This is a genomic window from Paenibacillus dendrobii, assembly GCF_009807035.1.
Classification (GTDB): Bacteria; Bacillota; Bacilli; order Paenibacillales; family Paenibacillaceae; genus Paenibacillus_AQ; species Paenibacillus_AQ dendrobii.
This window is the reverse complement of record NZ_WUBI01000005.1, coordinates 210,786-233,106: the sequence shown is the minus strand read 5'-3', so window position 1 is coordinate 233,106 and position 22,321 is coordinate 210,786. Positions and strand designations below refer to the sequence as shown.

General features: G+C 48.0%; 22 protein-coding genes and 1 riboswitch. Of the genes, 14 read left to right on the top strand and 8 right to left on the bottom strand.

Annotation, left to right across the window (positions count from 1 at the left end):
* The first annotated feature begins 178 nt into the window (after window positions 1-178).
* Complete coding sequence (locus GRF59_RS25255; protein ID WP_160500502.1) at window positions 179-967, top strand: SDR family oxidoreductase; 789 nt, start codon at window positions 179-181, stop codon at window positions 965-967.
* Window positions 968-1,034: 67 nt separating this feature from the next.
* On the opposite strand, the gene GRF59_RS25250 is transcribed toward GRF59_RS25255, so the two are convergent.
* Window positions 1,035-1,280, bottom strand: a complete 246-nt coding sequence (locus GRF59_RS25250) for a NifU family protein (protein ID WP_094599257.1) — start codon at window positions 1,278-1,280, stop codon at window positions 1,035-1,037.
* A gap of 207 nt (window positions 1,281-1,487) precedes the next feature.
* Here GRF59_RS25250 and GRF59_RS25245 point away from each other — a divergent pair, with 207 nt between their 5' ends.
* Window positions 1,488-1,742, top strand: a complete 255-nt coding sequence (locus GRF59_RS25245) for a DUF1450 domain-containing protein (protein WP_160500501.1) — start codon at window positions 1,488-1,490, stop codon at window positions 1,740-1,742.
* On the opposite strand, the gene GRF59_RS25240 is transcribed toward GRF59_RS25245, so the two are convergent.
* Together GRF59_RS25240 and mqnE are read right to left on the bottom strand one after the other, a co-directional pair.
* Window positions 1,739-2,800 carry an NAD(P)/FAD-dependent oxidoreductase gene (locus GRF59_RS25240; RefSeq protein ID WP_160500500.1) on the bottom strand — a complete coding sequence of 354 codons (1,062 nt, stop codon included), beginning with the start codon at window positions 2,798-2,800 and terminating at the stop codon, window positions 1,739-1,741. The two genes, GRF59_RS25245 and GRF59_RS25240, sit on opposite strands and share 4 nt — an antisense overlap.
* Window positions 2,801-2,910: 110 nt before the next feature.
* Complete coding sequence (gene mqnE, locus GRF59_RS25235; protein WP_160500499.1) at window positions 2,911-4,017, bottom strand: aminofutalosine synthase MqnE; 1,107 nt, start codon at window positions 4,015-4,017, stop codon at window positions 2,911-2,913.
* Between the two features lie 426 nt (window positions 4,018-4,443).
* On the opposite strand from mqnE, the gene GRF59_RS25230 reads away from it, so the two are divergent.
* Complete coding sequence (locus GRF59_RS25230; RefSeq protein WP_160500498.1) at window positions 4,444-4,803, top strand: HesB/IscA family protein; 360 nt, start codon at window positions 4,444-4,446, stop codon at window positions 4,801-4,803.
* Between the two features lie 97 nt (window positions 4,804-4,900).
* Here the strand turns inward: GRF59_RS25230 and GRF59_RS25225 are convergent, their stop codons facing one another.
* Complete coding sequence (locus GRF59_RS25225) at window positions 4,901-5,113, bottom strand: hypothetical protein (protein WP_160500497.1); 213 nt, start codon at window positions 5,111-5,113, stop codon at window positions 4,901-4,903.
* A 211-nt stretch (window positions 5,114-5,324) separates the two neighbouring features.
* On the opposite strand from GRF59_RS25225, the gene GRF59_RS25220 reads away from it, so the two are divergent.
* Both GRF59_RS25220 and sda read left to right on the top strand, forming a co-directional pair.
* The gene (locus GRF59_RS25220) at window positions 5,325-5,987 is read left to right on the top strand and encodes a YheC/YheD family protein (RefSeq protein WP_160500496.1); all 663 of its coding nucleotides are present in this window, start codon (window positions 5,325-5,327) and stop codon (window positions 5,985-5,987) included.
* Between the two features lie 297 nt (window positions 5,988-6,284).
* Window positions 6,285-6,428, top strand: coding sequence for a sporulation histidine kinase inhibitor Sda (gene sda, locus GRF59_RS25215; protein ID WP_136608445.1), 144 nt, complete (start codon window positions 6,285-6,287; stop codon window positions 6,426-6,428).
* Between the two features lie 204 nt (window positions 6,429-6,632).
* Here the strand turns inward: sda and GRF59_RS25210 are convergent, their stop codons facing one another.
* Window positions 6,633-7,634 (bottom strand): NAD(P)/FAD-dependent oxidoreductase, encoded by a 1,002-nt coding sequence (locus tag GRF59_RS25210; protein ID WP_160500495.1) that lies wholly within the window; start codon window positions 7,632-7,634, stop codon window positions 6,633-6,635.
* A gap of 468 nt (window positions 7,635-8,102) precedes the next feature.
* Here GRF59_RS25210 and GRF59_RS25205 point away from each other — a divergent pair, with 468 nt between their 5' ends.
* Window positions 8,103-9,296: an NAD(P)/FAD-dependent oxidoreductase gene (locus GRF59_RS25205; protein ID WP_160500494.1), complete on the top strand. Its 1,194-nt coding sequence runs from the start codon at window positions 8,103-8,105 to the stop codon at window positions 9,294-9,296.
* 1 nt (window position 9,297) lies between these two features.
* The gene (locus tag GRF59_RS25200; protein ID WP_160500493.1) at window positions 9,298-9,549 is read left to right on the top strand and encodes a hypothetical protein; all 252 of its coding nucleotides are present in this window, start codon (window positions 9,298-9,300) and stop codon (window positions 9,547-9,549) included.
* Window positions 9,550-9,624: 75 nt separating this feature from the next.
* Here the strand turns inward: GRF59_RS25200 and hemQ are convergent, their stop codons facing one another.
* Window positions 9,625-10,374: a hydrogen peroxide-dependent heme synthase gene (hemQ, locus tag GRF59_RS25195; RefSeq protein ID WP_160500492.1), complete on the bottom strand. Its 750-nt coding sequence runs from the start codon at window positions 10,372-10,374 to the stop codon at window positions 9,625-9,627.
* 382 nt (window positions 10,375-10,756) lie between these two features.
* On the opposite strand from hemQ, the gene GRF59_RS25190 reads away from it, so the two are divergent.
* The 4 genes from GRF59_RS25190 to dnaI all read left to right on the top strand — a co-directional run bounded on the left by GRF59_RS25190 (window position 10,757) and on the right by dnaI (window position 15,400).
* The gene (locus GRF59_RS25190) at window positions 10,757-11,053 is read left to right on the top strand and encodes a YuiB family protein (protein WP_160500491.1); all 297 of its coding nucleotides are present in this window, start codon (window positions 10,757-10,759) and stop codon (window positions 11,051-11,053) included.
* Between the two features lie 104 nt (window positions 11,054-11,157).
* The gene (locus GRF59_RS25185; RefSeq protein ID WP_160500490.1) at window positions 11,158-12,801 is read left to right on the top strand and encodes an alpha/beta hydrolase family protein; all 1,644 of its coding nucleotides are present in this window, start codon (window positions 11,158-11,160) and stop codon (window positions 12,799-12,801) included.
* 80 nt (window positions 12,802-12,881) lie between these two features.
* A complete protein-coding gene (locus tag GRF59_RS25180) occupies window positions 12,882-14,399 on the top strand; it encodes a replication initiation and membrane attachment family protein (protein ID WP_160500489.1) in 1,518 nt (505 codons plus the stop codon).
* Window positions 14,400-14,443: 44 nt separating this feature from the next.
* Window positions 14,444-15,400: a primosomal protein DnaI gene (dnaI, locus tag GRF59_RS25175; RefSeq protein ID WP_160500488.1), complete on the top strand. Its 957-nt coding sequence runs from the start codon at window positions 14,444-14,446 to the stop codon at window positions 15,398-15,400.
* A gap of 94 nt (window positions 15,401-15,494) precedes the next feature.
* On the opposite strand, the gene GRF59_RS25170 is transcribed toward dnaI, so the two are convergent.
* The gene (locus GRF59_RS25170; protein ID WP_127605276.1) at window positions 15,495-15,653 is read right to left on the bottom strand and encodes a YqzM family protein; all 159 of its coding nucleotides are present in this window, start codon (window positions 15,651-15,653) and stop codon (window positions 15,495-15,497) included.
* A 403-nt stretch (window positions 15,654-16,056) separates the two neighbouring features.
* Between GRF59_RS25170 and trxA the strand changes: the two genes are divergently transcribed.
* Complete coding sequence (gene trxA / locus GRF59_RS25165; protein ID WP_160500487.1) at window positions 16,057-16,374, top strand: thioredoxin; 318 nt, start codon at window positions 16,057-16,059, stop codon at window positions 16,372-16,374.
* A 549-nt stretch (window positions 16,375-16,923) separates the two neighbouring features.
* Window positions 16,924-18,807 (top strand): excinuclease ABC subunit UvrC, encoded by a 1,884-nt coding sequence (gene uvrC / locus GRF59_RS25160; RefSeq protein ID WP_160500486.1) that lies wholly within the window; start codon window positions 16,924-16,926, stop codon window positions 18,805-18,807.
* Here uvrC and GRF59_RS25155 read toward each other — a convergent pair.
* Complete coding sequence (locus tag GRF59_RS25155) at window positions 18,776-20,470, bottom strand: CPBP family intramembrane glutamic endopeptidase (RefSeq protein WP_160500485.1); 1,695 nt, start codon at window positions 20,468-20,470, stop codon at window positions 18,776-18,778. The genes uvrC and GRF59_RS25155 overlap by 32 nt on opposite strands.
* A gap of 265 nt (window positions 20,471-20,735) precedes the next feature.
* A riboswitch (cyclic di-AMP (ydaO/yuaA leader) is annotated at window positions 20,736-20,874 on the top strand.
* A gap of 68 nt (window positions 20,875-20,942) precedes the next feature.
* Between GRF59_RS25155 and GRF59_RS25150 the strand changes: the two genes are divergently transcribed.
* Entirely contained in the window at window positions 20,943-22,283 is a 1,341-nt protein-coding gene (locus tag GRF59_RS25150; protein WP_237392042.1) for a TrkH family potassium uptake protein, read from the top strand.
* Window positions 22,284-22,321 lie beyond the last annotated feature (38 nt).

Below are 22,321 nucleotides of genomic sequence, written 5' to 3'. Positions count from 1 at the left end.
TTCCCAGAGAAAAGTTGCCCATGTTGTGAGGCCTCGTTAAATCTTTTATACTAGATGAAGTGGGATTACATAAGAATGAATTATAGACGTTATATAAATCGGTTTTGGATATAGGTAATTAAGCTTACATCCCTGATGAATGTGTGAATGACGCTTCGGCTGGAAAGGAGGATTTTCATTGAAGGACAAAATCGCCCTTATTACGGGGAGCGCAAAAGGTCTAGGAAAAATGACGGCGCTTACCCTGGCGGAGCAAGGCTGTGATATTGCGCTCAATTATGTGCACAGCCGATCCGAAGCTGAAGAGCTTAAACAAAGGATTGAAGAACTTGGAGTCCGATGCATTGCGGTTCAAGCGGATATCTCCGACGGTTCCCAGATCGAGGAACTGGTGCGTCAAGTGGAGTCCCGGCTTGGGAGCGCAGACATCGTGGTGAATAATGCCGGCCCCTTTATCCGGGAAAGGAGACTGTTCTCCGAGTATACCCAGGAAGAAATCCTGTCGCTGATTCAGGGGAACCTGGTGGGGACAATGCTGCTGGATCATTTCGTGTTGCCGGCCATGCGTCATAAAAAGTGGGGACGTATTATCCATTTCGGTTACGGTCATGCAGCGGAAGCGAGAGCCTGGCCGCATCGTGCCGTCTATGCTGCAGCGAAAACAGGGCTCGTGTCCTTTACCAAAACCCTGGCGGTGGAAGAAGCACCTTTTGGTATTACCGTAAACATGGTCTGTCCCGGAGATATCCGGGGTGACAACAAAGAGAAGTCCATCGCGGAGGTTTCGGGCCTTAAGGACGGGGAGACACCGCGCGGAAGACCGGGAAGCGGTGAAGACATTTCGCGCGTCATCCGCTACTTATGCCATCATGACTCGGACTTTATTACGGGAAATATCATGGATATTTCCGGCGGCTTGGACCCTATACGTCCATGGATTGAACCGGCGACGAATGCCCAATCATAGCAAGTACAAAAAAAAGCCCTGCCTTCTTACGAAGCGCAGGGCTTTTGTGTACCATTATTGAATGGGATTAGAATACTTGAATAACGTCGTTGATGCCTTCAACCTCTTCAACGAGGGCGCGTTCAATCCCGGCTTTGAGTGTAATCGTGGAGCTTGGGCAGCTGCCGCAGGCACCCATCAATTTCAATTTCACGATGCCGTCTTCCACGTCAACCAGTTCCACGTCACCGCCATCGCGCTGAAGGAACGGACGAAGTTTATCCAGCACTTCTGCTACGTCATCATACATGGTGCTTTGTGCGTTTTCGCTCATTAGATTCAACTCCTTTCCTATAATGATTATTATATTACAAATGGAGATAAAATAAAATGGCTATATCTGCTCTGGTCATGAAAGTTAAAAATATTCTATTCTTTAGATTGAAGGACGCCAACCATTGATATTATAGCCAACCATGGCTAAACTAAGATATAAGTCCTTCATTTCATGAATTTATATAACTGAAGCAGGTGATACCAAGTGAGACCCATCATCGAATTCTGCACGAACAACATGCATTTTGGAACCGATGAAGTCATGGACAATCTGGAAGAGAATCCGGATTATGATGTTATAGAATACGGTTGCCTTAGCAACTGCGGCCAATGCGCCATGATGCCCTTCGCGATGGTGAACGGCGAGATTATCGACGCCGACAGCGCGGACGAGCTGCAAGAAGCCATTATGGCGAAAATAAAAGAACTCGAGGCCTGGGACAGCCTCGAGCTGGATTAGCCGAAATGGCGTCTGGACAACCAGAGTACCCCGCTCTTCAAGAGACGGGGTACTCTTCCTTTTACGGAGGTCTTCCCCATCAGTCCGAAGCCGGCTTTGCTGCCGAGCGAGCCGAGCGTGCCTTTCAGGCGGATCTTATGAAGCTTCGGCGTATCGCCGCGCCAGAGGGCATGCAGAATCTCTGCAACCTGTTCAGCTTGCGCGCCTGCAGCCTGTGCACTTGGCGCAAAAGGAATGCTTGCGCAGTCGCCCACAACATAGACTTCCGGATGATCCGGAATTTGTGAGTAGGAGTTGAGCAGAACGCGTCCACCCGGATCTTTGGGCACATTCAGGTCCTGGACGACCTTAACCGGCTGAATCCCAGCGGTCCATACGATGACGTCCGTATGGATCGGCTCGTCCCCGTTGTACACAACGCCGTCCTCAACATGGGAAACGGAGATATGCGATCTGGTATTGACATCATGATCCCGGAACCACTGCTCGACATACGCAGATACGGTGGAGGGGAAAGCGGAAAGCACGCGACTGCCCCGGTCCAGAATGGTAATGTTCAGGTCAGGCCGGCTCTCGCGAAGCTCAGCAGCCGTCTCAACGCCGCTGAGGCCGCCTCCGACAATATGAACCTGCCCATACGGTTTGACATCATTCAGGCGCTGATACGTCTGTCTGGTGCTGGAAAATGTCTGGATACTGTTAGTAAACTGCTCGGCGCCCGGAATGCCGTGATAACGGTCGGTACATCCAAGAGCAATCACCAGATAATCATATTCGATCGGTTCGTCCTGCTCCATATGGATCATTTTGTTTTCGAGATCAATGGAAGTCACTTCACCGTACCGTTTGGTCAGCTGGTTATGGTTTGGAAACTGGATCCGCAGATCAAAATCTGAAGCCGTTCCCGCCGCAAGCGCGTAGTATTCCGTTTTAATGCCCTGGAACGGCATCCGGTCCACCAGCACCAGCTCAATATCAGGCGGCAGGTGGCTGCTGATCAGACCTTGAATCATGGCAAGACCGCCATAGCCTCCACCTAGAATGACAAATTTTCTCATGGGGTCCGTCTATCCTTTCTTTACATCGGCTTTAATGGTGTAGAAAAATCCTCAGTTGGAAAAATAAATACTTGTGCAGAGTTCTGGGGTGCAATGAGTTTCAGGTATTCTTACTCATATACTTTGATTTCATTGTAGAACGTATCCCGTTCAACCGGAATTCGTCCCGCGCCTTTAACGAGCCAGATCAGCTCATCGCGGGTCAATCCTTCCGGCGTGAGGGCTCCAGCGGCATGGCTGATGCGTTCTTTAAGAATGGTGCCATGAACGTCGGAAGCGCCGAAGGAGAGGGAGACTTGAGTCAGTTGCGGTCCGATGTTGATGAAGTAAGCTTTAATGTGATTGAAATTATCGAGCATCAGACGGCTGATCGCGATGGTTTTCAAATCCTCGTATGCTGAGTTGCGGCGCATGATGCCCGCATTTTTATTTCTTGGCTGCATGGAGAGCGGAATGAAGACCAGGAAGCCGTTCGTTTCATCCTGCAGTTCGCGGATCTGCATCATGTGGCGGATGCGGTCCTCATGCGACTCAATCGATCCGTAAAGCATGGTCGTGTGGGTTTTCATGCCCAGCTTGTGCGCGGTTCTGTGAACGTCGAGGTATTGTTCTACGTTCGCTTTATCCACCTTCATCTTTTTGCGGTATTGATCGGACAGAATTTCGGCACCGCCGCCCGTCAGCGATTTCAATCCAGCCTTTTGCAGCTCCTTCAGAACTTCCTCGGTGCTGAGTCCGCTGATACGGGTGTAGAATTCGATCTCTGCTGCCGTATACGCCTTCAGTGTAACCTCGGGAAAGCGGTCCGTCAGCGCCTGCAGGGAATCCACATAATATTGGAAAGGCATATGATTATTATGCCCGCCGACAATATGGAATTCGCGTACGCCCGGGTGAATATGCTGCTCAACGTATTCGATCATTTCCTGACCGTTCAGCGTGTAGGAACCCTCATCGTCAAGGTCTTTTCTGAAGTTGCAGAATGCGCATCTGGCTTCGCAGACATTGGTGAAGTAAAGGCTCATATTTTCTATAAAATAGACCTTCTTGCCGTTCTTGCGCAGATTGACTTCATTAGCCAGCTGGCCCAGGGTCAATAAATCATCCGTTTCATAAAGAAATACACCATCTTCGAGGTTTAGACGCTCCCCGTGGCGTACTTTTTCAGCGATTTCTTCCATTCTCTTGCTGGAATTCGATGTAACGATTATGGACATATCCATTCCTCCTGTTCATTTAATGGGATGCGGTTTAGGTAAAAAAACACAAAAAAATCCGCTCGTCGGAAGGTGTCCGGCTTCATTCAATCAAGTCTTGTATAACGGCTTGTTAATGCGCTCCGAAAGAGCAATGGCCGGTTAAGTATAGGCGGCAGGTCTGCTTGCCTTAAGCTTTGGAAGATCAAGTACTTTTGTGAAAAAAGTAACAAAAATTTATGGCAGACCATTGTCATGGCGGTGACAAAATTCCGACATTTGCCTTTCCCTCGTCACCCACCCTATTATAAACCGCACGTTCTGGCTCCGCAATACGGTAGGCAGTAAAAAAGCTCCGCATTCCGAAGGGATGAAAGGCAGCCGTTACTTGAGAGGATCAAATTTGTGGAGTATACTGAGCTTAAGTAACACTAAGGAGGGTGACCTATGATTAACATTAGCGATTCCGCTTCCGATAAGCTTAAAGAAATGCTGGCCGACCAGGAGATTCCGAACATGTTTCTTCGTCTGGGCGTGCAGGAGGGCGGCTGCAGCGGCTTTTCCTACGCGATGGGGTTTGACGATGAAGAGTCCGAAAACGACGTGTACATGGACGTCAAAGACCTGAAGGTCGTTGTGGATAAACAAAGCTTGCCACTGATTAACGGACTTGAAATCGATTTTGAGGATGCGGGCATGAGCGGCGGCTTTACCATGAGCAATCCGAATGCAACGGCAACATGCGGCTGCGGAGCTTCCTTCCGTACGGCTACGAATGCTGGCAAGCCGGCTCCTGAAGAGTGCTGATTCTCAACTTTTAAGCGATAAGCATAATAAAAAGGCTCACACCGCTTCTTAGAAGCAGGGTGTGAGCCTTTTGCTTTGTATGGGTGCTGCTGAGATCTCAGGACGCAGGAACAATAAAGGTGTGGTTGACCATCATTACTATCATGGCTGCTGCAAGAAGGGAAAACACGATGCAGCCTGTACCCAGTCCCTTGCGTTTATCTTTAATGAATTTAAATCCAATGGCGAAAATTCCAATGGTTACGGCAGCAAGCGAGATCGACATGCCGACAATCGCGATCCAATACAATATTCTAAAAAATTCAGCCACGGTCAAGTTTCCTCCCTTTGTAACATTCAAATCCCATTATAGCCCATAAAATCATAGACGCCAATAGAACTATTATGGCAACATTACGAAGGTTTTACTCCGCATTCCCCCGTTTTTTTGGTAGATTCATCCGTCATGTACAAACATACAGGAGCGAAGTTCGCCTTACGAGTATGTTAAAAGATATGAGCGAGGAAAGGAGGCGGTACTAGTGGGGGGAAGACAGCTGGCAAGCAAGTGGCTGAAAACCGAAGCACTGCTGACAGATCCCGAAGTGGCCCCTTATATACCGCAAACAAGAGGACTGAATAAGGAAAATCTTCAGGTGATGCTTGGAGTCTATGGATTTGTTGTCGTCAAACCGATTGTAGGGGGCGGGGGATACGGTGTCATCAAGGTCACCCAATCCGGAACGCGCTACAGCATCACCCATTCTTTCAAAACGAGCCACTATGCATCCTTTCAAAATATGTATAACGCGCTTTTGCGGGTGAAGGTAAAGCGGAAGTATCTGATTCAGCAGGGAATTCATTTGGCGCGGATCAGCGGACGTCCCATTGATTACCGGGTTAAATATGTGAAGAACGGATCTCAATGGGAGTTCAGGGCGATGGTGGGAAGATTGGCCAAAAGCGGTCTGTTCGTGACCAATCTGAGCAAAGGCGGATATTTGCTTAGCTGCAGAGAAGGGCTTCGTCGATCGCTGCCCCACATTTCTTCGGCGGCCAAACGGAATGAAATGCGTCATCTCACCCGGAAATGCACGGCTATACTGGAAAGGCATTTCCCTGGCATTGGGGAGCTCGGCTTTGATTACGGATTGGATTATAGCGGGAAAATATGGATTTTTGAAGTGAATACGAGACCTCAGTAAGTCTTCCTGAAAATAGAAGGAAGAATGTTTAGTTAACCGTAATGAGGGTAATGAAGGATAGATTGGAACATTTTTACTAGAAAGAATAAAAAAATTTTAGCTCATTTAAAGCATAATCTCTCCTGTGTATAACTATTATCCCCAGAATCCACTGCATTTTCATTGATATTACGACACTTGCTAACAAATTATACACAGGATTTCCACAAGAGCCTGTGGATACTGCGAACGCTTGTTCCACTTATGAATGTTTGCTATGATAGTTTTGAGGAAAAAATAGGAAAGGATGTGAAAAGAATGGCTATCTTAACGGATGAAATGCTTCTGGATTCTTATCACGCAGCGGTTGAATTGATGCTGGACCGGGACTTCATAACCCTGCTCCTAGCGGAGATTCATAAACGGAATCTTGAGGCTGTCCAGCCGAGCGTCGTTCACTAAGAAGAATTCGCTACACATCCATCGTTATGATTTCCTTATGAAGGTTACGATAGGCTTCCCATCTGAAGGCGTTTTGGAGGTGTAGAATCTATTATCGAGATACATAGAGCCGATATGAAAAATGAGGGTACCCTTTGTTGACTGCAGCTTTGGCAGCCAGAACAAGGATACCCTTTTTTGTGGTTTGATCTATGGAAAAGGTTGCTACAGCTTCATGTTGCTGCTGTGTCCCGGAGATAGCTTGGCATCCGGATCAATATATACCTTGGCATTGTTTACAGCGGTAGGTGCTTCGCCAAATCCTACGGCAATCAGCTTAAGCTTGCCCGGATAGGTGGTAATATCACCTGCAGCAAAGATACCTGGTATGTTGGTTTCCATTCTGGAGTCCACCACAATGGAATTGGACTCGATTTCAATGCCCCACTCGGCAATAGGGCCCAGCGAAGAAACGAAGCCAAAGTTGACGATGACGTCATCGACTTCGATATCCTGTGTTTCCTTGGTCTTCACATGAGAGAGCGTTACCGTAGTGATGGCATCTTCGCCACGAAGCCCGGTAATTTCCGTAGGAGTTACCACGTTGACCTTGGAATTCATCAGATTCTCGACGCTGTGTTCATGCGCGCGGAATTTGTCGCGGCGGTGAACGAGCGTAACCTGTTTTGCAATCGGCTCCAACATGAGAGCCCAGTCCACGGCAGAATCGCCGCCGCCGGTAATCAGAACTTTTCTACCCTTAAACTTGTTCAAATCATTCACGAAATAGTGGAGGTTCGAGTGTTCGTATTTCTCCGCTCCCTCAACTTCAAGGCGCCGGGGCTGGAACGCACCCACTCCCGCCGTAATGATGACGGATCTGGAATGATATTCTCCTTTATCTGTCGTCACGATGAAATGACGCTCGTCCTGCTTCGTGAGGGAAATGACTCTTTCCTCCAGTCGTACATTCGCCTGGAACAAATCCATTTGCTTGGACAAATTATCTACGAGTTCCTGAGCCGTTACTTTGGGGAAACCGGCCACATCATAGATGTATTTTTCCGGATATAGGGCGGTAAGCTGTCCTCCGAGCTGAGGCATACTCTCGATCAGAGTGACAGACGCTTGGCGCATCCCGCAATAAAAGGATGCAAACATACCTGTGGGACCTCCTCCAATGATGAGCAGGTCGGATATTTCAACACCTTCTGCGTGTGAAGTCATTGTATATAAGCACCTCCAGCTTGATAATCAAGATAATAACCTTTCTCATTATAATATATCCCGGCTCAGACTGAAAAGTTTGCTGGAAAGCCCTTGGAAGGGAACTTATGAAAACAAGAGATTGCCGAAACGACTAAAGCAGCGGAAATTCCCGCGAAATCCGGCGTGGGACGCGGAGAATCAGGGCCAAATAGGACTTGATCTTTTGCCTGAAAGTAGCTATCATTTCAATTGTGCATTACCATCTTTTTGTCGAATTCCAGACATTTTCGCCTTATGTGTTAATCATTTTTAATTGACCGCTGATAAAAGTTTCCACAGTTGTCAGAATAGATGCGATTCCTGTCTCATAAGCTGTTGAGATCGGGCTGCTTCCTAAATATAAAAGTGTATAATTTCACAATAAGTTTTGTAATGTATCACAAATATATAAATATACAAAAAGAAGGATTTGGAAGGAGCAAGATGATGAGCAACATTCCCAAGATCGTAATCCTTGGCGCAGGATACGCAGGTATCTTGACAGCACAGCGACTTCAAAAGGAATTGAACTATAATGAAGCAGATGTTACTTTAGTAAATCGTCATGATTACCATTATATTACGACCCATTTGCATATGCCTGCCGCCGGCACGGATAGCGTTGAAAATACACGTGTTCCCATTTCGAAGCTGATTGATGAATTTAAAATTGATTTGGTGAAATCCTCCGTTCAGGAAATCCGGCCACATGAGAAAAAGGTCATTCTGGAGGATGGAACCCTTTCTTATGATTACCTCGTAATTTCTCTTGGCGGCGAATCTGAGAGTTTTGGCATTCTTGGCCTAGCCGACTATGCGATGACGATCCGCAGCATCAACTCGGTCCGACTGATTCGCAAGCATATTGAATATCAATTTGCGCTATATAAAAATGAAAGACATCCGCAGGAGCGTCTGAACTTCGTTGTTGGCGGAGCAGGCTTCAGCGGTATCGAATTTGTGGCCGAACTCGCAGACCGGATTCCGGAGCTTTGCAAAGAGTATGATGTGGATCCGAATCTGGTCAACATATATAACGTTGAGGCAGCACCAACCGCGCTGCCAGGTTTTGCGCCTGAACTTGTGGAATATGCCATGGATGTGCTCAAAAGAAAAGGGGTTACCTTCAAGATTGGCGTGGCAATTCAGGAGTGTACTCCGGATGGCGTTCTGCTTGCTACCGGTGAGGAAATTAAGGCTGCTACAGTGGTATGGACCGGCGGAATCCGGGGCAACCACATGATCGAGGCGGCTGGTTTTGAAACGGCCCGCGGGCGCGTGAAGGTCGATGAATATTTGCATGCGCCAGGCCATGATCATATTTATATTATTGGGGACAATGCCCTCGTCTTTAATCCGGAAGGCCGTCCATACCCGCCTACCGCCCAGATCGCCATGCAGCAAGGCGTATGCTGCGCCCATAATATCGTGGCCGCGATCCGCAACCAACAGCCAAGAAAATTTGCGTACAGCAACAAAGGTACCGTTGCTTCCTTGGGTAAAGGGGAGGGAATTGCCGTTGTTGGTGACAAGCTGATCAAAGGCTGGAGAGCTGCGCAGCTGAAGAAGCTGGTCGATATGCGGTATCTCTTCATTATCGGCGGGATTCCGCTGGTATTGAAAAAAGGGAAGTTCTTGTAAGATGCGCCACTGCAGCGTTCAGGTTCGCTCACTTTTGACGAGGGATGAGCTGGACCGCTACAATGCTTTAATGGAAGTCGGAGGCTATCTGGAGGATCAGAACCGTTATGATCTGGTTTATCCGGTGCAAAAGGAAATAGACATTCTGATTCTGCCTGCTATTGAAAGGTTAAAGGAAAAAAGCCGTGACCGCGACCGCGCAACGGCGGAATTTCTGGAATCGCTAAAAAACCAGGAGCAGGAGGAGGAATAATTCCTGCAACCTGTCACCAAAAAAAGCTTGCCTCCCTTTAGGGTAGCAAGCTTTTTTGATGCTTCGTTATCGAGTCTATACCTTCAGCATCTCTTCGAATGTTTCTGCGGTAAGCAGCGTTCCCACAAAGAAGCTTCCGAATTCGGCAAAACGCGCGCTGACCTCGTCAAAGCGCATTTCGTATACGAGCTTCTTGAACTGCAGCGCATCGTCGGCGAACAGGGTGACACCCCATTCCCAGTCATCAAAGCCAACGGAACCGGTAATGATCTGCTTCACCTTGCCGGCATAAGAACGGCCAATCAATCCATGACTGCGCATCATGTTGCGGCGTTCATCCATGTCGAGCATGTACCAGTTGTCATTTTGGTCGCGTTTTTTGTTCATCGGATAGAAACAGATGTATTGCGTTTTAGGCAGAATCGGTTTCAGACGCGCGATGACATGCGGATTTTCCATAGGATCGCCGTCGCCGGATCCTGCGAGATAGTTGCTTAGCTCCACTACGCTAACATAAGAATATGATTTCGTTGTAAAGCGGGCAAACAGGGTTTTATTAAATGCGGTTTCCGCCGCGTTAAGTTCTTCGAGCGTTTCACGCAGATGCATGACGATGAAATCGGCTTTTTGACCCACGATCGTATAGACAGCGGTGCTGCCTTGATTGGCCGATTCGACTTCAGACCATTCTTTCATAAACTCCTGCAGTTCATCAAGCGCCATAGCGCGTTCTTCGTCGTCTGCAGTTTTCCAGGCTGTCCAGTTGATGGAACGAAAATCATGAAGAGCGTACCAGCCTTCTAAAGTGGATGCTGCTTCGTTCATTTTATCGATCACTCCCAAGTTTAGTTGCTTTATAGAATGGGCTAAAGTGATGTTCACTTTAACTCGTTCTATCTTCAAACACCTTCTATATATTGTAGCCAACCGCAAGGGAAAGAGCAAATGAAGTCACAATCTATTCAATTATTGTTCGTTGCTTCGTGACAAATTTTCTAGTAAACTTACTACATAAAATGAATTAAAGTTTAATCTCCCATCTTCTTGATGATTAAGAAGGTGGTTTTCTTTGGCACTTACACCATGATGATGATAGAACAAGCTTTATTTCATTTTTATAATATCCTGGTATTTTCGGAATATGTGAACGGTTACGGTTGCTAACGGAAAGAGCGGGTCAGAGAAAAGAAGAGGTGAGCAGGTTAACATGCAGTTTATTCCTGTGTTTGTGCTAATGGTTTTATTTTTCGTGATGATGTTCGGTATCGGCTTCATCTTAAATATGTTAATGAAGACGACATGGTTTCCTTCTTACTTGTTTATCGTCGTTATTTTGCCGCTCGTGGTATATTCGTTATGGGACCGCGGCGAAGTATCTTTCCTGAATCATTTGGAATCCTTCCGCGTCGTAGATTATTTGACGGGCCTCGCAGGTCTGGCGGGAGCTGTCATCAGCGGATGGTCGATTCAAAAACTGCGCAAAAGCGGATTCAAAATGTTTTAATCATGACGAAATTGGACAGCTCTCCTGCAGGAGGGCTGTTTTGCTTCATCTATTGAACGGGTATCGTATGAAAGAATCATTTTGACTGGGAGGGAGGCGTAGTATTGAAAGAGAGATTTTATGGCCTTTTATTGGCGATGATCATCATGATATGCTGTTTTTTTCCCGGGAACAACGCTGAAGCGGCTGCCGATCCGGTGATGATACCGGTGCGGGCGGCCACCCAGGCTCTGGGAGGAAGCACGCTGTGGGTCAACGGGGAGAAGATGCTGAAGGTGACGCTAGGCGGCCGGAAATGGAAGATGGTCCTAGGCAGCAGTCTGACTACGTTAAATGAAAAGGATTTTGCTCTTGATCGACCTGCAGCCATGAATGAGGAGGGCCGGGTCTGTATACCGCTTGAATCCTTCAACAAAGCCCTGGGTGTCAATATGGAACTCCATAGCGGGCAGTGGGTGCCGGCCCAAGAGGATACGATCGGAAGAGGAATGTACTGGATGAGGCTCTTGCAGCAGGGCGACTTCGAGCTGGCCAGGGGGATGATGAATGCCTCCTTGGCGGGGATTTTTACGGATGATGCGCTGGAGAATTACAGGGCCAGTCTGGAGGATACCTACGGTTCCTGGACACTGCTCAGGGCTGAATCCACAGAGGACAGCGTACATAAAAATGCGAATCTAACCTTTCAGACACCGCGCGGAAAAAGCTTTCGGATGGAACTGCGTTTTGATATGGGCAGCAGGCTGGATGATCTAGCCTTGCTTCGGAACGCACCCGATACATACACTCCTCCCGCATATGATCGTCCCGGGCAATACACGGAGCAGCAAATAACCGTTGGAACCAAGAGCCTGCCGCTGCCTGGAACGCTGACTGTTCCCGTTCATTCCGCTGGAAAAGTTCCTGCCGTCGTATTGGTTCACGGATCGGGTCCGAACGATCAAGATGAATCAACCGGGGGAGGCAAAATGTTCCGGGATATCGCCGTCGGACTGGCGAATGAAGGCATTGCCGTTTTGCGCTACTCCAAACGGACTTACGAATATCCTAACCGCTCGTTAACGCCTGATTTTACGGTTCAAGAAGAAACGATAGATGACAGTTTATCTGCGATCACGCTGCTCCAGAAGGATGAGCGAATCGATCCCGGCCGGATCTATGTGCTTGGTCATAGTCAGGGAGGGATGCTTGTCCCGAAAATTCTGGAGGAAGAATCAGGAGAAGCTGTCGCAGGAGGGATGCTCCTGTCGGCTCCTTCGGGATCGCTGGAGGATCTGATGCTCGGGCAATACAAGGCCATTCTGAAGCGGGCCGTCGACAATCATGAAAGCGCCGCTGAACTGGAGCGGAAGCAGGAGAAGGTCGAAATGTGGCAGACCGCCGTGGATTTGCTTCATGATGATGAGTACTCCACGGAACGTCTGCCCGCCTTGTTTCCGCTGCCAAGCCCTTATTGGTGGTACGATATCCGCGGATACAGCGGCCCTCTGATCGCGCGCAGCCAGCATGTACCGCTCCTCATCCTCCAGGGAGAAAATGATGTGCAGGTTCCTCCTTCCAGCTTGAAGGTATGGAAACAAGCGCTTGACAGCAGGAAGGATGTAACGTATAAATCATATCCTGGCCTGAATCACATGTATGCTTTATATGGGGAGCCCTCGACGGGAGATGAGTACCGATTGGCCGCGAATGTACCTGAAGCTGTCATTAGGGATATGGCGGACTGGATTCATTTGGCGGCAAAATAATCGTCGAAATATATCGGAGCAGAGTTTCCATTTATGATAGAATAGAGAAAGTCTACGTTACGATGGGGGGAGCCAAAAATATGCACATGAAGAGCCTGCTGCATTTTACGGAAAATCACAGGTACTGCGTATATCGCGATTTTTGCTTAAGCAGCCTGGACAGCAGAATGCTCAGCTCGATTTACCAGCCCATGGTCGGAGCCTTCGCAATCAGTTTATATCAACTGCTGTTTCAGCAGATTCCTATAGAGAAATTGGGTTATTCGCCGCTCGAGCAGCAGCGCCGCCTTTTTTTGACACTGGGGCTTGAGCCGAGTGAAAAGGGACGCAAATTTCTGATCGAGCAAGCCTCGCGTCTGGAGGCGGTAGGATTGCTTCAGACCTGCCGCATGTATATGCCGGAACATGAGGATTATATTTATGAATACGAGCTTCAGCAGCCGCTGACGCCAGCGGAGTTTTTTAACACCCAGCATCTGACGCTGCTGCTTCGGGACAAGATCGGCAAGTTTGCCGTGCTGGCGCTCCGCGAAGAGCTGTGGGCAAGGGAACCGGAGGAATTTTCGGGTTCGTCATCCGGTCACAAAGAGAATATTTCGCTGGCCTTTTACGACATCTTCGAATTGAACACGCATGTCATCGATTATGAACTGGAACAGGCGCTTTCCGAAGTATCTACCGCAAGGCAGCCCGGAGTCAGGTTGTCTGAGGACGAGGATACGCTGAATTATGCGGACATTATCCTCCGTTTTCCGAAGGATTCCGTCAATCGGGCGCATGTCGAGAAGCTTCGATTCAATCATGATCAGATGGGGATCATTCAATATGTGGTGAACAAATATGATCTTAGCGTACAGGATTTGTGCCGGCTGCTGGATGAGGATGGGGTGTTCGACACGGACGGCTCCATTGCCCTTGACGAACTTCAGCGCAACGCTAACCTGCACTTCCGTCAGGACAAACGCCGGCAGGAGCAGCGCGAGGTCTATGCAGGCAAGGTGGTTTCATTCCGCCAGAATGAGGAAGCCCAGGATCCGGCTCCGCTAGAGCATGCCGTCGAGATGGAATATTATGTCGATGTTCCGGTCCAATTCCAGTCCAAATGTGATATTCACCAGTATAATATGATGCTGCGCAATGAACCGTATACGAAACTGCTGAAGACCTTTTTTCCAGGCTCTGTACCGGATAACTTTTTTGATATTTTTGATAAAATCGATCATAGCTACAAACTGCCGGGAGAGGTCATCAATATACTCATCCATTATTTGATGTCACTTCTGACTTCAAGCGGCAACGAGCAGCGTATCAACCGTAACTTTGTGGAAGCCATTGCCTCAAACATGCTGCTGAAGCAAGTAAATACGTACGAGAAAGCCGTTCAATATATACGCGACCAATCCAAGGTCAAAGGAAAGCAGGCAGCCGCTTCCGGGGGCGGGAGAACCCGTACATACGGCAGCAAACCCGTGAGAATGAAGCCTGAAATTCCGATTGCCCAGGAAAATAAATCCATGGATGCGGTTAGCGAGGAAGAATTCGAAGCCATGCTGCGGATGGCGGCCGAGATGCAGGCGAGCAAGAAAAAAGGAGTATAATCTGAAGCAAGCCAACAAGCTTGGGGAAGAAAGGAGGAGCTAGCTTGGAATCGTTAGGTCAGGTATTGAAGCAAATGAAAGGACCGTCCTTTCTGAAAAGATCACAGGCCATATTCGATGAACTGCTGAGCGATCCGATTGTCAAGGAGCTTCGCGAAGAACATCCGGAGCTGGATCATGACATGCTGCGAACCAATCTTCCGCGATTGTACCAGTATGTAAATGACCGCCGCAACTGCGGCAATTGTCCGGGACTTGCGAAATGTCCTAATGATTTTGAGGGGCACTTCAGCAAGCTTGAGACGTCGGTTCTGAACGGACAGCTTGAGCTTGTCGAGCGCAAGGCTCCCTGCTCTCTGCAGATCGCACAGCAGAATGAGGACCAAATCAAGAAACGCATCCGGAGTTTTTACGTGGATGAGCGCGCTCTTCAAGAAGGATACAATGAAGTGGAAATTATGGGTAAGGACCGTCTTCGTGCACCGGCGGTAAATCAGGTTTTTCGCTATATCCGTGATGTTAAGGAGCAGGGGCTTACCCCACAGGGACTGTACCTGTACGGTTCCTTCGGAACGGGCAAGACGTTCCTGATGAGCTATCTGCTGCATGAACTGGCCATTGGCGGCTACACCGGCGTGATTGTGTATATGCCCGAATTTGTGGAAGATCTGAAATCCATGCTGCAGGACAATCAGAAGCTGAAGGATACGGTCGAGGTCATGAAGAATTGCGACCTGCTGATCTTTGATGATATCGGTGCGGAGAATATTAGTCCTTGGGTACGTGACCACGTATTGGGAGCCATTCTTAATTTCCGTATGAACCGCAAGCCAACCTTCTATACATCCAATTATGATTTGGGCGGCCTTGAAAAGCATCTCAGCTTTACAAGCAAGGACGGCGAAGAAATGCACAAGGGGCAGCGGCTGATGGACCGCATTTCGCCGTTTGTGGATGTGGTGCATCTGCATGGTGAGAATCAGCGGCGCAGCAGGAACTAGAACCGATATCGTCTGAAAATAGAAAAAAGCCTGACCTTCTGCCGAAAGAGGCGAAAGGCCAGGCTTTTTGTACTTCAGCTCATCTTCGAGCTTGTTAGCCGGAGATAACAAACTTAATGATGACCATGACGGCGAAGATGAGAGTCATGAGCAAAGCCATGCCTCCAAAGCCATTCATGAGGTCCATCAAGTCATTGCGCGGCTCTTCGTTTACGTGTTTCCGCGGATCGTTAGCGTGAACGTTTGCATCCATGATTACAATGCCTCCTCAGGATGGTTTCACTTTATGTAAATGAGCAAGGTCATTGACAGAGAAACCCGAGTTAACATTAGTATACCCAATTTCCAAAGAATTTGTAAAGAATATATGGTGAATACTTTATAGAGATTGAACGGACTTTTCCGGCATGAGCGCCCAGGAAAAGGCTATGAATGGCGACATCCGTTTAAGCCTGACTAAATCCGTTTAATTTAATTCATGGAGACTGAATCTTCGGACAGTGTACAACCATCAGTTTCACACTTTTGGCAGATTCATACACATGATCTGTAATTAAGGATTTCACATTTTCAGAAAAAATGTGGTATACTTAAACTGTCCGCAAAGACATATCAGTTTGATGAAATTCAGCTGTTTAATAAGGAGGAAAAATTTTATGGCTATTGTGAATGTAACTGACCAATCCTTTAATGCTGAAATTGAAGGTCAAGGTACAGTATTGGTTGACTTCTGGGCGCCATGGTGCGGTCCTTGCAAAATGATTGCTCCGATTTTGGATGACCTCTCCAATGAGATGGGCGATTCCTTGAAAATTGCCAAATTGAACGTGGATGAAAATCCGGAAACGGCTTCCCGTTTCGGCGTGATGAGTATTCCGACACTGATCTTCTTCAAAGACGGCCAACCGGTTGATAAAGTGGTAGGTCTGAATTCCAAGGAAAACCTGAAGAACGTCATTGCCAAACATCAATAATCAAGCAATTCACGATCCATCATATGATGCGCCTCCGGATTTCCGGAGGCGCTTTGTTCGCTGCGATGAGTCCTCTCCAATTATAAATCGCTCTTTGGATTTTGACGGATTACACATATAATAAAAATATTAGTCGAAGAAACTCCATAGAAGCCAGACCGCTTTTAGCGGAGATTTTTATTGCGATATCAGGGAGAGTTTTCTGTGAAGTGATGCATTCTGATATCTAAATAAAAATATTGATCGAAGAAACTCCATAGAAGCCAGACCGCTTTTAGCGGAGATTTTTATTGCGATATCAGGGAGAGTTTTCTGTGAAGTGATGCATTCTGATATCTAAATAAAAATATTGATCGAAGAAATTCCATAGAAGCCAGACCGCCTTTAGCGGAGATTTTTATTGCGATATCAGGGAGAGTTTACTGTGAAGTGATGCATTCTGATATCTAAATAAAAATATTGATCGAAGAAATTCCACAGAAGCCAGACCGCCTTTAGCGGAAATTTTTATTGCGATATCAGGCTGCAGTCTCGGGAGGAGGAAAACCAATGGACGAAATGAGTGAAACACGACAGGATTACGAAAAGGCCATAGAAAATATACGCCACAAACTCGCGCTTCTCCCGGATCTGCCCGGATGTTATTTGATGAAGAATACGGCAGGGAAAATTATTTACGTCGGCAAGGCCAAGGTGCTGAAAAACCGTGTTCGTTCTTATTTTACCGGCAGTCATGACGGGAAAACGCAGCGGCTTGTTACGGACATCCGGGATTTTGAATACATCGTTACTGGCAGCAACATTGAAGCACTCATTCTGGAATGTAATCTGATTAAAACGCATCAACCGAGATATAATGTCCTGCTCAAGGATGACAAGACATTTCCATATATAAAAATCACGAATGAACCGCATCCGCGGCTTGAGGTGACCCGAAGGGTCCTGAAGGATAAAGCCAAATATTTTGGCCCTTATCCAAACGCCTATGCGGCCCAGCAAACCAAAAAGCTGCTCGACCGCATGTACCCCTTACGCAAATGCGGCGTGATGCCGAAAGAGGTCTGCCTTTATTACCATATGGGTCAATGCCTAGCTCCTTGCGAAAAAGAAGTCCAACAAACAGAGTATGATCGGATTACGCAAGAAATTACATCATTCTTGAGCGGCGGTCATGAGGAGATCAAGAAGGAGCTTCAGCGAAAGATGGAAGAGGCCGCCGAGGAGCTATATTTTGAACGGGCTAAAGAACTTCGCGATCAAATCATGAACATTGATGCAATTATGGAGAAGCAGAAGATTACGACCGCAGATTCCAGGGATCGGGATGTTCTCGGATTTTCCGTGGACAAAGGCTGGATGTGCGTACAGATCCTGTATATGCGACAGGGGAAGATGGTGCAGCGGCACGCTTCGGCTTTTCCTTTCTATGGCGAGGCCTACAGCGATTTCATGACGTTCGTGACCCAGTATTACAGCGATAATCCTGCGCTGCCACAGGAGATCCTGCTGCCGGAAATGCCCAAGGATGCGGAGGAGGAAAAGGCTGACGGAGAGGCGGATGGTGCAGATATCCTCGATGCAGCCGGAGCAGCCTCTTCCCTTCAGGAATGGCTTGGCATTAAGGTTCTGGTACCGCAGCGCGGCATGAAGCGGCAAATGGTAGGGATGGCAATCGAAAATGCGAAGGTGTCCTTGGATGAGAAGTTCAGACTGATCGAAAGGGATGAAGAAAGAACCCTCAAGGCGGCGTCCAGTCTGGGACAATCCATTGGCATTGAGCATCTACACCGGATCGAAGCTTTCGATAACTCCAATATCCAGGGAACCAATCCCGTTTCCGCCATGGTCGTGTTTATTGACGGAAAGCCGGATAAGAAGGAATACCGCAAATATAAAGTAAGGTCGGTTCAGGGACCGGATGATTATGGAACCATGCGGGAGGTAATCCGCCGTCGCTACGAGCGCGTTCTCAAGGAGAATCTTGAGATGCCCGATTTGATTGTCGTGGATGGAGGCAAAGGCCAAATCTCCGCGGCTGTGGATGTACTGGAGAATGAGCTGGGTTTGTTTATTCCGGTATGCGGATTGGTCAAGGACGTGAAGCATAGAACCGCGCAGCTGATGGTTGGCGACCCGGCCGAACCAGTGAACCTGCCGCGCGACAGCCAGGAGTTCTATCTTTTGCAGCGGATTCAGGATGAGGTTCACCGCTTTGCAATCACCTTTCACCGGGAACAACGGGGCAAGTCCATGGTGGTGTCGAAACTGGATTCGATTCCAGGCATTGGAGAGAAACGGCGCAAGCTGCTGCTCAAGCATTTCGGATCCCTGAAAAAAATAAAAGAGGCCAGCATCGATGATTTCCGGCCTCTTTCTATAGGTGATAAGCTTGCCAAGCAGATTATTGCAGCCCTTCAGGATGAGGAGTCATGACATATGGCTCCTTTTTCTTTTTGCGATTAAACCAATAAACAAGGTAGGCGACGACCGCCGGCATGATAATGGTGACGATGCCTGCCAGGATGTCCGGCACGTCCCCTAGGGCAAACAGGCTGAAGCTCATGAGGACGCTGTCGAAGACGACGTGGCTGAACATGACGGCTATATAGCCGTGCTTCAGGAAGATAAAGCTGAAAATAAGTCCGATCACCGTCAGCTCAATCGGCCGCGTATAGACCGGATAAATCGGATAAAGGGTATGCCCGAGCGCCCAAATCAGCGTGGGAATCAGACAGGCCACAAAGGTATTTCGTACGAGCTTCTTGAGCATCGGAATCCCGAATAAACGATACACTGCCTCCTCGGAAATGCCGGCCATCCAGGCCATAATCGGCAGCAGCCAAGGGTACAGCATATTGTAAGGCGATTGGGTCGCATCGGTCGTCGACCAGCTGTGAATCGTTTTATCGAGCACAATGTAAATGACGGATTGCACACCCATCAGGATAAATGCCCAAAGATATCCGGTATACATGCTGTGAAGCACGTAAGGTCCGTATCCGGGTTCTTTAACCCGTGCCCAGGCATTTGAGCCCGTTTTGCGCCATAGCCCGTCTCCGCCGACCAGAGAGAAGTACAGGAGGGCAGCCATGACGAGATTAAAAAACGTTTGAACGATCATGCCGATGGTAAATGCCAAGCCGGAAAGCCCCTCTGCTTCAAGCGAGGGCCGCATATTATAGGTGCTGAACGTGGCTACCGCGAAATAAAAAACGCTTAGGAATATCCCCCTCTTAAAAGAGGTATGCTGCCTGGTTATCGCGCTGTACACAATGGCAAGCACGCCAAGCACAAAAGTAAACAGTCCATACCCCAGAATCGTGAGCCATCTGGCTAACGAAGTTTCCTTGTCTACATAGGACGTATGCGCATCTGGAATGGAGAAGGCAGGCTGGAAGGAATGAATCGCTCCGTCCTCAAAGGTGAATTTCAACTGGAGATTCGAGCCCCCGATCGATTGGTTTGGATCGGTATACACAAGTCCTGCGTCGTTGGCACCGGTGGAAACCTTCAGTTGATCAGGATCGTAGCCAAGCTGTTCGAGCCAAGGCTCGGCAAGCTGTTCCTTATCCTCCAGCTTGATGTCGCCCTCCACAATCCGGAGCTTATTGTTACGCGTCTCTTTATTCGTTACTGCCATCGCAGCCGCATAATTCGAATACTGCGGCGTGATGGAAAAAGCAACCGCTTTGCCTGAATTCATATGTACGTCGACACTGGTATGCCCGTTATCTCCCTGCTCGGTCAAGCGAACACGGAAAACGTCATAAGGATAGTTCTTTTCATATGTTTTGTTGTATTTGTCCAGCAGCTTTTCCTTGGATAAATATCCGTACAAATCGGAGCTGGACTGATAGGTAACCAGCGCATCCTTACTCAGGTCGATCTGTAGATGAAGGGTATTTTGAGCGAACGTCACGGCTGCGCTCTGAGCCTGCTCCTTGCTGATGACCTTTGTGTTCTGCTGCTCCAGCGTTTCCGAAGCGGTAGAAGGCAGGACCTGGAACAGAATGAATAGAACAAGACCGATGACCGCGAACACTCCCAGCCTTTTATAATTGGCCTTGAGGTGGAGTGGTTGTCCGACGGGATTCATGGGTTGCCCCCCTTTAACATGGTTATATTGTGGTTATATACATATTATAAACGTAAACATAGCATACGATGTCTACCTAAAGCCAGTTTCATGAGCTTTTGCATGAAAAATTGATGAAAACCAAGGAAAAGTTTTGTAAACGCGAGAGAATGGCAGACTTTTATGGGAATTGTGATGTAATCAGGCTGTATTTCAAGGTTTTTATTCAAAAAATGGCTTTGTGATGTAAAACAATTAGGATTATAATTTTGATGCAATTGAATATTAAATACGTACGCCGAATTTCCGTTCGAAAACGGGGGAACCATTATTTAGGGGTGAATTTCGCTTGCAATGAGCGAATAGGGCAACCTGTGCATGCCCGAATCCGTCAGCTAACCTCGTAGGCGCTATGCAGCAGGAGCCCAAACCGAAAGGCATTGGATTTCCGATGCTTTTTTTATTTTGACTTTTTTGAGTAGAGGTGACTATGTTGACGGCTAAATTCAAGTGGTTTCGATTGGCTCCCCCGCAAATTCTCGTCCTGGGGTTCGCCGGGATTATCCTGATCGGTTCCATACTTCTCTCGTTGCCGATTTCCAATACAACGGGCAAGCCGCTTCGTTTTATTGATGCATTATTCACGGCTACCTCGGCAACATGTGTAACCGGTTTGGTCGTCAAAGATACAGGCACGTTCTTCAGTACTTTTGGACAAGTCGTGATCATGCTGTTGATTCAGGTCGGCGGTCTGGGCTTCATGACGATGGCTACCTTGTTCTCTTTGGCCTTAAAACGCCGAATTTCATTGCGTGACCGTCTGATTCTGCAGGAAGCGATGAACCAGAACACAATGGAAGGCATCGTGCGCCTGATCCGCAAGGTACTGATTTTTTCACTTGTTATTGAAGCCTGCGGCGCTATTCTGTTTGCTGTCCGCTGGTCATTTGACATGCCGGTCGGCCGGGCGATCTATTTCGGGATCTTTCACGGGGTGTCGATGTTTAATAATGCTGGATTTGATCTTTTCGGCCATTTTAACAGCCTGACGGGTTATGTATACGATCCTCTCGTGAACATCGTTGTGATGTTCCTGATTGTTTCGGGAGGCATCGGCTTTATCGTCTTGTCAGACCTGGTGGATTTCCGCAAAAACCGCAAGCTGTCACTGCATTCCAAAGTGGTGCTTTCCATGACGGGGGCGCTGATCATTGTCGGTGCGGTAGTTATTTTTATCTTCGAGTTCACGAATCCGAAAACGCTGGGATCCTTAAATTGGGGAGGCAAGATCCTGGCTTCGTTCTTCCAGTCGGTTACGCCGCGTACGGCGGGGGCAAACACGCTGGATTTGGCCGGGATGCGGCAGGCTTCCCAATTTTTTATGGTTATATTGATGTTTATCGGTGCATCGCCGGGATCGACGGGCGGCGGCATCAAAACGACAACCTTTACAATCTTGGTCGGCGCCGTATTGGCAATGATTCGCGGTCGCGATGATATTGTGCTTTTCCGCTACCGGCTCGCCCAGGAACGTATTTTCAAGGCTTTGACGATTACCTTCCTGGCTTTGTTTTTGGTGGTAGGGGTGTCCATGGTGTTATCAACGACCGAAGATAGCAACTTCTTGACCATTCTATATGAAACAACTTCTGCCTTCGGAACGGTCGGACTGACCTTGGGGCTTACTCCGCACTTAACGCTGGTCGGCAAGATTCTGATCAGTCTCACCATGTTTGCCGGGCGGTTAGGACCTCTTACGCTGGCGTACGCGCTGGGGCCAAAGAAGGGCAAGGAATTGTATCGCCATCCCGAAGGGAAAATTATTATCGGGTAGATATATATAACAGAAATTTAATTATATAAGGAGCATCA

Bases quoted from the DNA above. Each gene is read 5' to 3' on its own strand.
- GRF59_RS25250 (WP_094599257.1), bottom strand. From the start codon at position 1,280: ATGAGCGAAAACGCACAAAGCACCATGTATGATGACGTAGCAGAAGTG.
- uvrC (WP_160500486.1), top strand. From the start codon at position 16,924: ATGGACGAAATGAGTGAAACACGACAGGATTACGAAAAGGCCATAGAA.
- GRF59_RS25210 (WP_160500495.1), bottom strand. From the start codon at position 7,634: ATGACTTCACACGCAGAAGGTGTTGAAATATCCGACCTGCTCATCATT.
- GRF59_RS25240 (WP_160500500.1), bottom strand. From the start codon at position 2,800: ATGAGAAAATTTGTCATTCTAGGTGGAGGCTATGGCGGTCTTGCCATG.
- mqnE (WP_160500499.1), bottom strand. From the start codon at position 4,017: ATGTCCATAATCGTTACATCGAATTCCAGCAAGAGAATGGAAGAAATC.
- GRF59_RS25170 (WP_127605276.1), bottom strand. From the start codon at position 15,653: ATGGATGCAAACGTTCACGCTAACGATCCGCGGAAACACGTAAACGAA.
- GRF59_RS25155 (WP_160500485.1), bottom strand. From the start codon at position 20,470: ATGAATCCCGTCGGACAACCACTCCACCTCAAGGCCAATTATAAAAGG.
- hemQ (WP_160500492.1), bottom strand. From the start codon at position 10,374: ATGAACGAAGCAGCATCCACTTTAGAAGGCTGGTACGCTCTTCATGAT.
- trxA (WP_160500487.1), top strand. From the start codon at position 16,057: ATGGCTATTGTGAATGTAACTGACCAATCCTTTAATGCTGAAATTGAA.
- GRF59_RS25205 (WP_160500494.1), top strand. From the start codon at position 8,103: ATGAGCAACATTCCCAAGATCGTAATCCTTGGCGCAGGATACGCAGGT.
- GRF59_RS25230 (WP_160500498.1), top strand. From the start codon at position 4,444: ATGATTAACATTAGCGATTCCGCTTCCGATAAGCTTAAAGAAATGCTG.
- GRF59_RS25180 (WP_160500489.1), top strand. From the start codon at position 12,882: ATGCACATGAAGAGCCTGCTGCATTTTACGGAAAATCACAGGTACTGC.
- sda (WP_136608445.1), top strand. From the start codon at position 6,285: ATGGCTATCTTAACGGATGAAATGCTTCTGGATTCTTATCACGCAGCG.
- GRF59_RS25200 (WP_160500493.1), top strand. From the start codon at position 9,298: ATGCGCCACTGCAGCGTTCAGGTTCGCTCACTTTTGACGAGGGATGAG.
- GRF59_RS25190 (WP_160500491.1), top strand. From the start codon at position 10,757: ATGCAGTTTATTCCTGTGTTTGTGCTAATGGTTTTATTTTTCGTGATG.